The organism is Blautia sp. HCP3S3_D9 (assembly GCF_052063845.1).
Classification (GTDB): domain Bacteria; phylum Bacillota; class Clostridia; order Lachnospirales; family Lachnospiraceae; genus Blautia_A.
Window position 1 is genome coordinate 47,795 of sequence record NZ_JBQHWS010000010.1, and the last position, 14,254, is coordinate 62,048.

General features: G+C 38.3%; 13 protein-coding genes. 2 read left to right on the plus strand and 11 right to left on the minus strand.

The genetic code is table 11. The features are described from left to right. Positions 1–73: 73 nt before the first annotated feature. Positions 74–1,168 carry an FAD:protein FMN transferase gene (locus ACTNES_RS04005; RefSeq protein ID WP_441038561.1) on the plus strand — a complete coding sequence of 365 codons (1,095 nt, stop codon included), beginning with the start codon at positions 74–76 and terminating at the stop codon, positions 1,166–1,168. A 225-nt stretch (positions 1,169–1,393) separates the two neighbouring features. Here ACTNES_RS04005 and ACTNES_RS04010 read toward each other — a convergent pair whose 3' ends face one another. From ACTNES_RS04010 to ACTNES_RS04050, 9 genes are all read right to left on the minus strand, one after another. Further along, entirely contained in the window at positions 1,394–2,149 is a 756-nt protein-coding gene (locus ACTNES_RS04010) for an SGNH/GDSL hydrolase family protein (protein ID WP_441038562.1), read from the minus strand. 126 nt (positions 2,150–2,275) lie between these two features. Beyond that, positions 2,276–2,530 (minus strand): kinase, encoded by a 255-nt coding sequence (locus ACTNES_RS04015; RefSeq protein WP_291805128.1) that lies wholly within the window; start codon positions 2,528–2,530, stop codon positions 2,276–2,278. A gap of 163 nt (positions 2,531–2,693) precedes the next feature. Beyond that, positions 2,694–3,617 (minus strand): DMT family transporter, encoded by a 924-nt coding sequence (locus tag ACTNES_RS04020; protein ID WP_216458520.1) that lies wholly within the window; start codon positions 3,615–3,617, stop codon positions 2,694–2,696. Positions 3,618–3,867: 250 nt separating this feature from the next. After that, positions 3,868–4,278, minus strand: a complete 411-nt coding sequence (locus ACTNES_RS04025; protein WP_216458519.1) for a hypothetical protein — start codon at positions 4,276–4,278, stop codon at positions 3,868–3,870. A 56-nt stretch (positions 4,279–4,334) separates the two neighbouring features. Then, a complete protein-coding gene (locus ACTNES_RS04030; protein ID WP_441038565.1) occupies positions 4,335–4,991 on the minus strand; it encodes a hypothetical protein in 657 nt (218 codons plus the stop codon). Between the two features lie 53 nt (positions 4,992–5,044). Continuing rightward, positions 5,045–6,895 (minus strand): Ig-like domain-containing protein, encoded by a 1,851-nt coding sequence (locus ACTNES_RS04035; RefSeq protein WP_291805136.1) that lies wholly within the window; start codon positions 6,893–6,895, stop codon positions 5,045–5,047. A gap of 27 nt (positions 6,896–6,922) precedes the next feature. Continuing rightward, positions 6,923–7,339, minus strand: a complete 417-nt coding sequence (locus tag ACTNES_RS04040; protein ID WP_216458516.1) for a hypothetical protein — start codon at positions 7,337–7,339, stop codon at positions 6,923–6,925. A 300-nt stretch (positions 7,340–7,639) separates the two neighbouring features. Next, the gene (locus tag ACTNES_RS04045; RefSeq protein WP_216458515.1) at positions 7,640–8,128 is read right to left on the minus strand and encodes a DUF2798 domain-containing protein; all 489 of its coding nucleotides are present in this window, start codon (positions 8,126–8,128) and stop codon (positions 7,640–7,642) included. A gap of 162 nt (positions 8,129–8,290) precedes the next feature. After that, positions 8,291–9,991, minus strand: a complete 1,701-nt coding sequence (locus ACTNES_RS04050) for an AAA family ATPase (RefSeq protein ID WP_216458514.1) — start codon at positions 9,989–9,991, stop codon at positions 8,291–8,293. A gap of 220 nt (positions 9,992–10,211) precedes the next feature. Between ACTNES_RS04050 and ACTNES_RS04055 the strand changes: the two genes are divergently transcribed. Then, entirely contained in the window at positions 10,212–12,065 is a 1,854-nt protein-coding gene (locus tag ACTNES_RS04055) for an ATP-dependent nuclease (protein WP_441038567.1), read from the plus strand. Positions 12,066–12,544: 479 nt separating this feature from the next. Here ACTNES_RS04055 and ACTNES_RS04060 read toward each other — a convergent pair whose 3' ends face one another. Both ACTNES_RS04060 and ACTNES_RS04065 read right to left on the minus strand, forming a co-directional pair. Continuing rightward, a complete protein-coding gene (locus tag ACTNES_RS04060) occupies positions 12,545–13,399 on the minus strand; it encodes an Rpn family recombination-promoting nuclease/putative transposase (protein WP_441038568.1) in 855 nt (284 codons plus the stop codon). A gap of 308 nt (positions 13,400–13,707) precedes the next feature. Then, positions 13,708–14,094 (minus strand): hypothetical protein, encoded by a 387-nt coding sequence (locus tag ACTNES_RS04065; protein WP_441038569.1) that lies wholly within the window; start codon positions 14,092–14,094, stop codon positions 13,708–13,710. Between the last annotated feature and the right edge of the window lie 160 nt (positions 14,095–14,254).

The window sequence follows — 14,254 nt, forward strand, 5'->3', positions numbered from 1 at the left end:
TTGTTCTTATAATGATAAATTATTTTCATTTAGAGGCTTGAGCCTCTCAGTTTTATAAAACGAGGTTACTTTTATGACATTATATCATATATCCATTAAAAAAATAATAAAACACTGTACTTTTTCCATACTGGTCACATCTCTGTTACTATCTTCAGCTGCTTTTTCCGGATGTTCTTTAAAAAATGCGACAGGAACTACAGATACGAAATCGCAGGAACCTATTTCCGCTACTGCGATCAAATTGAATACAGCTGTCACTGTTACTATCTATGATTCTCAGAACCGGGAGCTGCTCACGGAATGTATGAATCTGTGCGATAAATACGAAAAAATCTTCAGCCGTACTGCCAGTGACAGTGAACTGTATAAGTTAAATCACAGGGGACTTACACCTGTAAGTGGAACTAAGGATACTTTTCAGGTATCGGATTCTCTGGCGGAATTGATCAAGAAGGGTCTTTCCTATTCGGAATTATCTGAGGGGGCTTTTGATATTGCAATCGAGCCACTGACTTCTCTGTGGGATTTCACTGCTGAAAATCCGCAGGTGCCGGAGGATAAGCTAATCCAGGAGGCATTGTCAAAATGTGATTATCTAAATGTTTCTGTTAATGATAATAATGAAGTTACATTAAAAACGGATGATGCTGCCATCGAACTTGGTGCGATTGCAAAAGGATATATCGCGGACCGTTTAAAAGATTATCTGGTTTCTCAGAATGTAAAGAGTGCGATCATTAATCTTGGCGGAAATGTTCTCTGTATCGGCGGAAAACCAGATGATTCTTCTTTTAAAATCGGGATTCAGAAACCATTTGCAGACCGCAGTGAGACCATTGCTGTTATGGATATTAAAGATAAATCCGTTGTTTCTTCCGGAGTTTACGAGAGATGCTTTGAGCAAGATGGGACTTTGTATCACCATTTGCTGAATCCTAAAACTGGATATCCTTATGATAACGGGTTGATCGCAGTTACAATCATTTCTGATCAGTCTGTAGATGGAGATGCACTGAGTACAACCTGTTTTGCGCTTGGACTTGAAGACGGGATGAAACTGGCAGAATCTTTAGATGACGTACAGGCATTCTTTGTGACTTCTGATTATGAAATTCATTATACAAAAGATTTCCAGAAAGAAATTACAGTTACGGAGACAGATTGATAATCCTGATAGTCGCTCAGTCAATAACCTTTTCCCTAAAATACATCGATAATTCAGGCAAAATTATATAGCAAAAACCAAAATTCACTTCATCAGTATACCAACAAAAAGATTTTTGAAGTAAAAATCATTTAGGAAATCTTGTTGGTACACCAGGCCATAGTGAATTTCGGTTTTTAATATTGTACATATATCGCTTTATTCATTACTCTATTTAAAGAAACTCTACCATCCCCAAATTCCGCTTCTCTGCTCTTCCAGATGATCCAGAATATAATTATAAATATCTATGGATACACTATCCGGATAGTGTGTTCCGTCTACAGTTGAAAAACCATTGGACACCAGATGGGAGTAAATATCTATATAGGTAACGCCGATAAGATTTGCCTGCATTGCGGCATTAAAACTCTCAATTTCTGCGTTACTGCAATAAGGGTCGTTCTGTACCGGACCTACGGATACAAAGTAGGTCTGGGCTCCGCGGTTGGACCATTCGGCAGCTTTGGAATTGATATAGCTGATGTAGTTGTTTACCTGATAAAGGTCATTGACGCCCATCAGAATAATGACCGCAGTGTTGTCTTCTATCTGATCTTCTACCTGCGGTACGCCTGTAGATACCATCCAGTCATAGCCCATAGAAGAAAGACAGGACCAGACGCTGTCGTCATTTACTGCATCTCTGAGCCCTTCTGTTCTGGAGTCTCCGATGAATACAAGTTTGTCTGCGGAAATTGTATCTGGATGGTTTGGTTTGCTCAGGGTTCCCTGATCTGACGTATCTTGGTCTGCTGCCTCAGGAGTTGCTGTTGGCTCCGGTGTTGCCGTCGGTTCTGGTGTTGCTGTTGGTTTTGGTGTTTCAGTTGGCTTTGGTGTTGTCGTTGGCTTTGGTGTCGCTGTAACCGCCAAGGATGCAGGTCTTGGCGGACCCGCTACTTCCGCTGCATGGATTTCTGCTGCAGTAATATTTGAAAACATACAGATAGCTACAACACCTGTCATTATTACTATTTGTCTGATCCTACTTTTCTTCGTAATCTCCACTTCCCTTCAAGCAGATAATACAGAAATCATTGCCTGATTCCGTTAAGTTTACACAATCAATTACATTCCAGGCAGCATATCCGGCCATGAGAGGATTTCGTTGGAGATAGTTTCTTCATAATCTCCTTCTATGTCCTGGCTTCTGCCTGCTTCGAATACATTGGTTTCAGCGCCCCAGACACGGTCTTCATATTCCCATACGTGAAATCTCAGACCACGAAACATGAAGTCGAGACTTCCGCATCCATTCTCTTCTGTGTACTCATATTTTATGTTCTTTGTGTTTAACGCTTCCTGTACTTTTTGTAATCTCATTGGAAATACCTCCTACTGTTTATCTGCGCAGTCTCTGCTTCTATACTGGCAGTTTTTATTGTAAAAAATCATCCCCATGTGTACCCCATTACACAAAGTTTATTATAGCATACTCTGTATAATAATGTGTAATTGTAAAACACCTTTTATTATCAGGTTTCGATTACCGGTTTTTCTTCGTCGGAATCGCCAGAATAATAATCGTAGCAATAACAAGCAGGGTTCCGATCAGATCCGGCGTGGTGAAGTTTACTTTCATCCAGAGAACCGTAAGAATCATGGAGGATACTGGCTCCATGCAGGCATACAGGCTGGCTTTTACAGAACCTATAAGTTTTACACCTGTCATATACAGGGAAAATCCTGCCATCGTTCCAAAAACAATTACAAATGCAAGTGCCGCAAACATTTCGGCATCTGCCTGAATCCCTTTAGCCGTCCATGGACGTGAAATAAGAGTCAGGGCAACACCGCCGATGGTCATTCCCCACGCCAGAATCAGAGGGGTATCATATTTCTTCTGGAGTCTGGCTGGTTCCAATGTATAAATAGCTACTGATACTGCAGAAGCAAGTCCCATGAGCAGAGCACGCCCGGAAAGTGCCAGACTTGTCGGATTTCCATGAGTTGCGATCAGAAATACTCCAATCACAGCAAGGATAACACCTGTAATTTCCTGCAAAGTCGGCATTCTTTTAGTGCGAAAACATACCCATATGACGATCAATGCAGGTCCAAGGTACTGAATAACCGTAGCAGTTCCTGCGTTGGACCATTCAATGGTCTGGAAATATGCATACTGGCATGGCAGCATCCCAAGCAGTCCATAAATGATCACATCACGTCTGTCTCGTTTACTTTTCCAGATTGCCAGGGTCTGCTCTCTGTCTGTAAGGAAATAATAACATAGCATCAGAAGTCCCGCTACTACCAGACGCACAGACACGAGCCACGGAGCTGTTACTCCTTTGTTTTGAAACATGTACTGTCCGCATACACCGGATACGCCCCAGAGGATCCCGCCTGCGATCGTTACAATGGTGCCTGTCACCATTTTGCTTTTCTCTCCATTCTTTTGTGGATTCATAAATTTTGTTCTCCTGCTATTTCTTCAAAATATCCTGAATCATATACCTCTGCTTCTCCACCCGCCTGATTTAGCTGAGTAATCCGAATATCAACTTTGTTGAGTATAATCCCCTTGTTATCTGTTGTCAAGAAACACGCAGAATACCGCCAGCAGAGATATTTCTCTGAGGCGGCATTTGAAATTACCATATAATCTATAAATGAACAAGTTCCTCCAGTACTGTCCTATTCCCCTTCACCTTACCGTTTTACCACCATTTTACAGACACTTTTGTTTTTGACCATGGTCCATACTGTTTCTTTCCGTTTACAACCTTGTATGCTCTGACTCTGGCTTTGGACTTTTCAACAGTAGATCCTGCTTCTGTGTATGAACGTTTTTTGGTTAAAACATAGCGATATGAACTCCATGTTCCTTCTTTTGTCGATACTTTTACCTGATATCCTGAAGCTCCGGAAACTTTGTTCCATGTAATCGTATAAGCCACTCCATTCGCCTTAGGTGTGCTCCAGTTTCCATCCCATGTCTTCTTCCAGTTAGATACTGTAGGCGCTTTCAGATTTACTTTCGTGGCAGCGCTGGCAGACAATGGCTGAAAAGCAAAAATCACCATCAATATCAGACACCATAACATTCCCTTTTTCAGTACTTTTTTCATATAATAATTCCTCCTTTAGATAAAAATATTCTCCTGTAATTACAAACTTCATAAAATTATTTTAAATATTTCGTTCTGTTTATGTTTGTATTCTTTTTTAATGCTTCCATTGCTATCTTTGACTTTTTAGACCCACCAGTTAACTTTTTTATCTCTTTTGCAAATTGCGTTTTCGAGATTTCTTTACTGTCATCCGGTCTTATATTTGATTTAAAAAACTTATAATAGGATTTTACTCCAACAGTCGATGTATTGAAACTTAACTTTTGAGTTAACTTGGTTCCTGAAAATTTCATATATTTATCTACTTCAGTTCTGTGAACATATCTGTCTATAAGAATTCCCTTTTTCTTATAATAATAAAGATCTCCGTTCATATCAATATTACTTACAAACTGTAATTTTCCATTTTTATAAGTATATAATAATGCAAACCCTGCCTGTTGCCGTACCGCAGAGCTCATAATGATAAGTTCCGGAACTGAATCATTATCAATATATGCCGTTGTAAAAGATAATGTATCCGCAGGAACTGCTGTGTAATATAAATTATTTCCCCATGGAATTGTTTTTTGTGATAACAACTTATTGTACGCTTTTAGCGCCTGTGTTTTTGCTGTTGCTGCCTGTACTTTATAAGGTAATGTTGGAATAGATATTGCCAATAATATCGCCATTATAAACGCCAGATATTTAGTTACCACTTTCTTCATACCGTTGCCTCCCTGCTTGTCTATATTTAATATTATTTTCTGAAACAGTCATTTTATTGCGCAAGCCATTTTTTCATCTTATTCAGATCACTGAATACTTTTGTATTGGAACTCTGGATGCCTGTTCTGATATTTGACAACAAATCTCCATTAGCATTTGTCACACTTGCCTTGGCAACTTCATAGCATCCTAAACAGCTCCAGATACCTTTAGAATCCTGATACATTCTCCAACTTCTTAATCCACTTCCAATATTAATTCCATCTGCCACTATTTTGCCCTTATATGCCGCATAAACTGAAAGCTTTGCACTAGTTACATTCGTTCCTTTAAAGGCAATCGTTCGATAATAATAATTTCCACGTTTCTGAAGATATACTGCACACTTTTCAATGACTGCATCATCATTTACTACAACTCTCTGTCCCTGCTCATCAATAGTTATTATAGAATACTCTGTTTTATACAATGTCGGTTTAAAAGTAAAATATGTAGAATACACTGGATGCTTTGACTTCTTTACTGTGATCACGCACTTTGCAGACACTCCATCAGCAGATGCCGAAACTGTTACTTTTCCGGCTTTCTTCGCTTTTACCACACCCTTGGAAGATACCGATGCTACAGAAGAATTGCTACTTTTCCATATTATGGAAGAGTTACTTCCCTTAACAGTAGCTTTTAACTGAAGCTTCTCGCCTGTATAAATAGTCACTTTTGTTTTATTAAGTGTAATCTTAGGTTTTACCGTGACTTTGCAGGTAACAGTTGTATCATTTAATTCTGCGGTAATTATTGTACTTCCCACCAATTTTGCAGTGACTTTTCCCTTGCTGTTTACAGAAGCAACAGATGAATCAGAGCTGCTCCAAGTAGCAGTTTTTGTTACGCCATTTACCATCGCATTCAACTGGTACGTATTTCCTGCTGTTAACGTCAGAGAGGTCTTGTTGATAGTTGTTTTTGTAATATTATCTGCAATATTGTCAAAAACATGATCCAGATCTGCCGGGTCCTGGATTACGAAGTACTTGTCCTTAGATGCCAGATCCTTCATCAGACGCTTTCCAAATTTTAGATCGTTCCCCTTAGAATTATGGAAAAATCCAAGTGCATAAACAAAATAGTTCTTATTCTTTGAAACTTTTGCAGTATTATACGCTGCATTTGCATAACCATACCATTTATGATCACTGGAATTATATCTGCCAGAAGCTGTCAGCTTTCCTACAGTTGGAAGACCATCAGAACACAAAACAATATTTTTTAAAACAGTTCCACTTTTATTCACACCATTAAGCAGATTATCAGCAATTGTCAATGCCGCATTCATGTTTGTGTGTCCATTCACTGTGATAGAACTGATGCGTTGATCCAGAACACTATAATTATCTGTAAAATTCTGTACCAGTATCGGAGAGCTGTTCAATGCAACTACTGCCACATAGTTATTTCCTTCCGTAGATAATACTTTCTGGCAAAAACGTTTGGCCGCTGTCTTCTGTCCGCTTGCCGGAGTTCCCTTCATACTTCCTGATGCATCCAATATCAGGACATTATAACGGCTGGTAGTGCTGACTGTTTTCTTCAGAACAGACACCAGACATTCTATTGTAGAACCATTTACCATAGCTGTGATTACTGCGGAACCAGCTGCCTTTCCTGTTACAAGACCCGCCTGATTTACTTCTGCTACGGAAGAGTCTGAACTTCCCCATGCAGCATTCTGTTCAACTCCATTGACTGTCACACTTAATTGATAATTTTCACCAGATTTAATAGTAATGCTATCTTTATTAATCTGAACCGTTCCTTCTGCAAAAACCGGTAACACATTACCCAGAAGCATAACAAATGCTAAAATAACTGCCAGACAACTTTTTCTTACTTTTATCTTATTCATTCTTTCTTTTCCTCTTCCCTTAATGTTTTACCACCATTTTACAGACACTTTTGTTTTTGACCATGGTCCATACTGTTTCTTTCCGTTTACAACCTTGTATGCTCTGACTCTGGCCTTGGACTTATCCATGCTGGAACCAGCTATCGAATAAGAACATTTCTTAGTTAAAGTAAAATAATACTTGGTCCATACTCCACTTTCCTTTAGAGAATACTTAACCTGATATCCCGATGCTCCTGCAACTTTCTTCCAGGTAATCGTATACTCTACTCCATCCGACTTAGGCGTGTTCCAGCTTCCATCCCATGTCTTCTTCCAATTAGATACCGTAGGTGCTTTCAGGTTTGCTTTCTTCGTAGCAGCGCTGGCAGATAGTGACTGAAATGTTAAAACAAGCATCAAAATCAGGCACCATAGCATCCCCTTTTTCATTACTTTTTTCATAGCATTTTCCTCCCTTGTATTCTTTATATTTTAAGAATATCCTCCCTTTCTTATTCTGTCAACAAAGTAATTTTTTAACAATTTTCTAAATTTTATACAACAGACAATATCCTAAAATTCTCCTGTCATTTCATTTGGAATAGTTCCACTGAAAAATCCCTTTTTACATCCTGGTAGAAAATTACTATGTAGCGTTTCTCTATGAAGCCACAAAAAAAGCAGCACCCTGAAAATCCAGAACACTGCTTTTATTAAACGGACAAAAAAACGTCCACTTCTTTATTCAATTAAGTAACTATCTTATTCTGCAGAAACTGCTGCTTTTTCCTTTTCCGAGAAAAGTTTTCCGAATACGAATCTTACAAACGGACCTGCGTAAAAGATCTGCCAGAAGAATGCCATCGGGAAGTTCATTGCTGTTGTCTGAAGCCATGTCGGAATGATCTGGCTTACTGGTGCGTGTTTGATCAGTACAGTTGCTGCAAAACTCATACACGGGCACATAAATGCTACGGACACTGCTGAAATTGCAAGTACAAGGTGGAATGGATTGTCTCTTCTCATATCCACAATGCCAAACGCAACCTTCTTTGCAAGACCACCGACGATAAAGAAATCAAGAACAAATGCGATCGGTCCCATGAATGCTAATTCATGAAAAGCTAACAGAAATGTCTCATTTGCCATTGTTCCTGTATTCAGTACAATGTTGTAGCAGATCATGGCATAAACCATTACAAACACCATGATAATTGTAAAAATAACTTCCTGAAACTTGTTTTTAGGCATAAAAAATCCTCCTTAGATAGTATGTGAATAACATAAATTAGAGATTTGTGTTGTTCATAACCATCCAGGAGGATGTACCGTTTCCAATAAAACCAAATATCTGTTTCTTAAATTTACCGTTGGTTATTATACGAATTACAGATGAAAAAGTCAAGAACTTTTTCATTCTCCACATATCAATATTTTCTTCCCTTTAAAGGCAAATCCGTACATTTTTATATTCTCTTTTACAATCCCCGCCTCAAGCAGTTCAGCGGCATAATTTTTCTCTTTTATCTGCTTCAGAGCATTCTTAACTGTATCTTCCAGAACAGTTTCCTTATTCGGATTAAAAACTTTAAATTCCAGAATCATAGCTTTTTTTCGTATATCTCTCGGTTTCAGAACTACATCATATCTGCCGAATCCACTCTCACGATTCGATTTTACCTCATACTGGTCTATCAGTTCTACCATCAAACCAAGTACAAATCCATGATAAAAGCGCTCTGGTTCTGACTGTTCAGAAGGTTTTTTCCCCACATCAAATGTGCTGAATATACGCTGAGATACACGGTTCATATAAGCATTCATTGCTTCTGTATCATCGTTCAAAAGAGCTTTGATAAAAGCATTATAGTCCCCTGACGCCTGTGCGAACCATCCCCGGACGATATTTGCAAACGTAACTCTGACCTCAAAATTTGTCAGTTCCAGTTCATATAGCTGTTTCCAGCTTCCAAACTGCGAAGCATCTATCCAATGTCGTTTTACCTTCAGATATCCGCTGGCTACCAGAAGCGCCCAGATTGCATCTTCATCCAGATCCAGTTGTCCATATACAATCTGCTCATCCAGTTCTGTTATAATGGAGTCCCCTCTGAGAAGTGTCTCAAAAGCTTCTTTTGTCTGTACGTTTCCTTCCCTTATCACAGTTCCGGCAAGACTGTTGCTGCTGGTATTTGCCCAGTATGGTGCCACCTTTTTCTTATCCAGATAATTGATGATTGACCACGGATTATAAATATCCTTCTTATTGCCAAAAGTAAATCCATCATACCATTGTTTCACTTCCGCTTTTCTCTCGTCAAGTCCATATTCATCTAATGCCTGTACTACTTCTGCTTCTGTAAATCCAAACTTATCTGCATATTTCTCAGAAGTAGTTGTAACAACTTCCAGATTGTTCAGATCAGAAAAAATAGATTCTTTACTTACTCTGGTAATACCTGTCATAATTGCGCGTTCCAGATATGGATTCGTTTTAAAAGTGGAATTAAATAAAACACGTATAAAAGAAACAATCTTATCCCAATATCCATTCACATAAGCTTCCTGCATGGGAGTATCATACTCATCCAGTAAAATAATTACTTTTTGTTTATAATATCTGGACAGAAAATCTGACATTTTATGAAGAGATATCGTCGCATCCGTTTCACTCATATCAGTAGATATATTCATGAAATAACGCTTTTCCTCTTCCTCGAGCAATCCACTTTTCAGCAAAAACTGATTTTTATTATAAACGTCTATCAGGATACGATAAATACTCTCTCTTGCCTGTTCAAACGTATTCTCTTTTACGCTCGCAAAACTGATAAAAATAACCGGATATTTACCCTGCAATTCTCTGTATTTTTCATCTTTCCATACATCCAGTCCTTCAAAAAGCTCCGACCTACCTGCATATTCAACAGAAAAAAATTTTTCCAGCATACTCATATTTAACGTCTTTCCAAAACGCCGTGGACGGGCAATGAGAGTTACAGCATCTTCATTTTCCCACCATTCACGTATCAGACTTGTTTTATCTATATAAAAAGTATTCTTCATTCTTACTGTTTCATAATCCTGATGTCCAATTCCAACAGTCCGTGCCATAATACACACCTTCTTTCTCAGAATTCCATATATTTAGATTATACAGAAATCTATTACTCTTCATACATTTTCCGCTCTGTATCCGTCAAATATAGTTTCGCACTATATTTTCTATTGTGATAGAATTATGATAACATGAAATTTTTTTACCGTAAACATTACTTAATTGATATTTTTGAATAAAATCTCAACAGCATTTCCAGAAAAAGGAGGAAATCATATGCGCATTCAGGAACTTCATATCAAAAATTTCCGCTACATTCGCAATCTTGAAATCCGTGATATAGAGAATGCTTTGATACTGGTCGGCAAAAATAACGTAGGAAAAACCGCAGTTCTCAGCGCACTTTGTGCAGTGGGCGGACAATACGAAATTACGGAAACGGATTTTAACGAAAAGAAACAAAATATAGAGATTGATATTGCACTGGAAATCACGCAGGAAGACTTAGAACTTCTTCACAGACTCCGCAGAGTCAGTTCCTATCGAAGAATGGAGATTTGGATGAGGGAATTTCAGAAAAAACTTCCATCCTATAAAGATAACATACTGACATTTTCTTATATTGTAAATTACAACGGGCGCATCCGGCTGTCAGATGGATACCATAAAAACAATCCTGTCATCCGTGAAGTTTTTCCGAAGATTTATTATCTGGACAGCCAGCGTGATCTGAGTGGGATTCAGGACAGCCTGCTGTCCTTTATGGAGGATGACCTGCTAAATCAGATGCGTGCGGACTGCTGCCTTTTTGACCGTTCCAAGAAATGCAATCATTGCTTCTCCTGCATCGGACTGATCAATCAGAAAATGCCATCACAGTTAAATGCCTTTGAGGCTGAAAAGCTTCTGGAATATAAACTGTATCAGTTGAACCTTGACAGCTTTTCCCAGCGGGTCAATGAAAACTTTCATAAAAACGGTGGCACATCCGGAACCGTATGTTATGAACTGACCTGCAATACAGACAGAATCTTTCAGGTAAATGCCTACCTTGAAGCCAAAGAATCCCACGGACCAGAAGATATTTCTTCTCTTGGAAAAGGAATGCGCAGTATTTATCTGCTTTCATTGCTGGAGGCTTATCTGGAAGACGAAGAACGTGTCCCCGGAATGATTCTTATGGAAGACCCGGAAATTTTTCTGCATCCTACCTTGCAGAAGAAATCCAGCGAAATTCTGTACAGACTTTCCAGAAAAAGTCAGGTTATTTTTACAACACATTCTCCGAATCTGCTCTTTCAGTTCAACAGCAGACAGATCCGTCAGATGGTTCTGGATGAAAATGGATATTCTGTGATCCGCAGTCACACAAATCTTTCTGCGATCCTCGATGATCTGGGATTCACTGCCAGTGACCTTCTGAATGTCAGCTTTGTTTTTATTGTGGAAGGAAAACAGGACAAAAGCCGACTGCCGCTGCTTCTGGAAAAATATTATTCTGAGATTTATGACCAGAACGGAAACCTGTCCAGAATTTCCATTATTTCCACCAACAGTTGTACCAACATCAAAACCTATGCCAATCTCAAATATATCAACCAGACATATCTGCGAGATAATTTCCTGATGATCCGGGATGGAGATGGAAAAGATGCTGAGGAGCTGGCAGCCTCCCTGTGCAGGTATTATGAAGCCCGTAACCGGGAAGATATGGACAGACTGCCACGTGTAACCCGAGAAAATGTTCTGATCCTGAAGTATTATTCCTTCGAAAATTATTTCCTTGATCCGAAGGTAATGGCAAAAATCGGAGTGGTAAAAAGCGAGGAAAATTTCTACGAAATTCTGCTGGAAAAGTGGAAGGAATATCTGTATAAGTTAAAAAGCGGTCAACATCTCACTGAAATGATCGGCCATTCTCTCTCAGATATAGAAGACATCCGACAGCATATGGAAGAAATCCGTATCTGCCTTCGTGGACACAATCTTTACGATATTTTCTACGGAAGATACCGCAAAAACGAAACCGAAATCCTTAAAGCTTATATAGAAGAAGCACCACGGGATGCTTTTAAAGATATTCTGGATGCAATTGACAGGTTTGTGTATTTTGAGAATAGGAGAAAGTAAAAACAACAGAGTTCTGACAGGGATAATTGATTATCTGTATGTCTGCAATGGATTTTTGCATTAGATCCAACTTAGGAGCTACCATCCGGCGCTGCCTGTTCCTAGAATTCTGATGCTTTGCAATTACCTACAAAATGTAGCTGCAATCACCTACATTTTTGTTTTGCAACTTTCTACATTTTTATTTTACAACAAACACCCATACTGCCACCTCACAATCAAAAACAGTTTTCTGTTGCATTTTCTTCTAATGAAATAATGATAACATGAAACCATTTTATCGTAAAGTTTCAAAACTTCCTATATACCGAAATCCAAATTATACTTTAATAGAACAAATAAAAAGAGTTCTTCTGTTTCTTTTTACACCAATAATAACATGTTTCTGGTAACTTCCCCGACATGGGGATAGAATTTATAGATGTGTGTAAGATTCTCTCTTAGGATAAATACCCATCTTCTAGAAATGTATAAATTTTTCACATATTTTGTTCAAACTCTTCAAGAGAAGAGACTTTCAGAGATAGCTGAAACCATGCGCTAAGTTTATTTGATTCTGTTTCAGAAATGATACTCTCTCTTAATTCTACAGGAATAACAAACCTAGACTCCAAGGATTCAATAATACATTGAGCAAGCATTTTCTGACTACCTTCCTGTATTCCTTTTTGTTTTTCATTACGCATCATTTCTTCTAACAGCATATACCGTTCCTCCATCCCGCGATCCAGCTTAATTTTATCAATCGTATTCTGTAGATGTCTGACAAACGGATCTGTCATCGAAATCTCTTCCTTACGTCCAATGTTTTTCACGTAATCCAGAAATTGCAATAATTCCTCTGGAATATCCTCCCGGTTCTTTCCATGTGTATTAAGATATATCGTCTCAACTCCATCATACACCCGGCTTCCAGTTTCTTCACAATAAGTACCTGTCGAATATCGGTATAAACCATCTCCAAATGGATCAAAGTCACAGATAAATATAACATACGTATCCGGCAGATTCTCATAAGGCTCTCCAGTCAACAGTACATCCATATCTATCTGATCATGGTAATAACGGCTTTTTTTAGGGAGAAATTTCTGCAATTTAACCTGCATTTCTACATTGAATCGTGTTCTGTTTGCATCTGACGCATAAACATCCAGACGTACACCATGATACTCCGAATGATACGCCATCGTTTTCTCTGTCTGAACATGTACTTCTGAAATCGGAATCCTTAATGCCAGCTCCAACACTTTACGGCAGATTTCCGAATCAGACATCACTGCTGCAAACATAAACGCATCCCGTATTGTCAGATCTTTAAATTTCCTGGTTTCCATTCTTCTGCCCTTTCCGAAACAGAAGAACTCTTTGGGCTTAGTATAACGCAAGAAAATAGATTCAGCAAGAAAAAGTTTTCGACAAAATTTTTATAAAAATTGCACGTCCAACTCATTACTTAGATGATAATAAGTCAACGTGCAATTGCAGGTAAATATTTAAATTTTCCCAAATCCTTTGTACCTGACTTAAGTAAAATATTCGCCAGATACTGTCTGATATATTTTCTAGCTACGCTGAGGCTTTTTCATCTGCGCAATCGGATTCGCAGACAAGTGAGTGGTATCGTTATTTCGAAAATGATGTACTAGTTATATATCTTCATTGTATAACCTTTCCCATTATTAGTTAAAGATTTGTATTTTGCCTGATAGACGGAACGACTGATACTTTTCTGATTATAGCTCCATCTACTGGACGTAGCTGTCATCCAAATCGTATTGCTATTTGTATACAACTTTCCGTTAGAATATTTGCAAAATGTATGATCATCATATCCATGAGAGAGTCCCATATCGATACGACTTCTGTTTTTAAAAATACGCACAAAGTTATCATGACGAGCTGGATCCACATTAGAATGGTCTAATACTGTAATAACTTTTCCATTTTTTATTGTATAAATAGTGGTAGATTCTCCATAACCGGAACTTACCGCTGTATTTCTGTTAGATTTCGGATATCCATATCTCATAATAAGTTCATCCGTTCCATTTTTATCAATATCTACAAATAAATACATTACTATAAATGAGCAAATTTGAAAAATTGCACAAAACTACACTGCGAATTTCATAAATGAATCAAAATCATTGCTTTCCTTTGCGCATTGAAAAAGATAACGATACTTTTCC

Coding starts and splice junctions, on each gene's coding strand:
- ACTNES_RS04005 (WP_441038561.1), top strand. CDS start 74: ATGACATTATATCATATATCCATTAAAAAAATAATAAAACACTGTACT.
- ACTNES_RS04010 (WP_441038562.1), bottom strand. CDS start 2,149: ATGTTTTCAAATATTACTGCAGCAGAAATCCATGCAGCGGAAGTAGCG.
- ACTNES_RS04015 (WP_291805128.1), bottom strand. CDS start 2,530: ATGAGATTACAAAAAGTACAGGAAGCGTTAAACACAAAGAACATAAAA.
- ACTNES_RS04020 (WP_216458520.1), bottom strand. CDS start 3,617: ATGAATCCACAAAAGAATGGAGAGAAAAGCAAAATGGTGACAGGCACC.
- ACTNES_RS04025 (WP_216458519.1), bottom strand. CDS start 4,278: ATGAAAAAAGTACTGAAAAAGGGAATGTTATGGTGTCTGATATTGATG.
- ACTNES_RS04030 (WP_441038565.1), bottom strand. CDS start 4,991: ATGAAGAAAGTGGTAACTAAATATCTGGCGTTTATAATGGCGATATTA.
- ACTNES_RS04035 (WP_291805136.1), bottom strand. CDS start 6,895: ATGAATAAGATAAAAGTAAGAAAAAGTTGTCTGGCAGTTATTTTAGCA.
- ACTNES_RS04040 (WP_216458516.1), bottom strand. CDS start 7,339: ATGAAAAAAGTAATGAAAAAGGGGATGCTATGGTGCCTGATTTTGATG.
- ACTNES_RS04045 (WP_216458515.1), bottom strand. CDS start 8,128: ATGCCTAAAAACAAGTTTCAGGAAGTTATTTTTACAATTATCATGGTG.
- ACTNES_RS04050 (WP_216458514.1), bottom strand. CDS start 9,991: ATGGCACGGACTGTTGGAATTGGACATCAGGATTATGAAACAGTAAGA.
- ACTNES_RS04055 (WP_441038567.1), top strand. CDS start 10,212: ATGCGCATTCAGGAACTTCATATCAAAAATTTCCGCTACATTCGCAAT.
- ACTNES_RS04060 (WP_441038568.1), bottom strand. CDS start 13,399: ATGGAAACCAGGAAATTTAAAGATCTGACAATACGGGATGCGTTTATG.
- ACTNES_RS04065 (WP_441038569.1), bottom strand. CDS start 14,094: ATGAGATATGGATATCCGAAATCTAACAGAAATACAGCGGTAAGTTCC.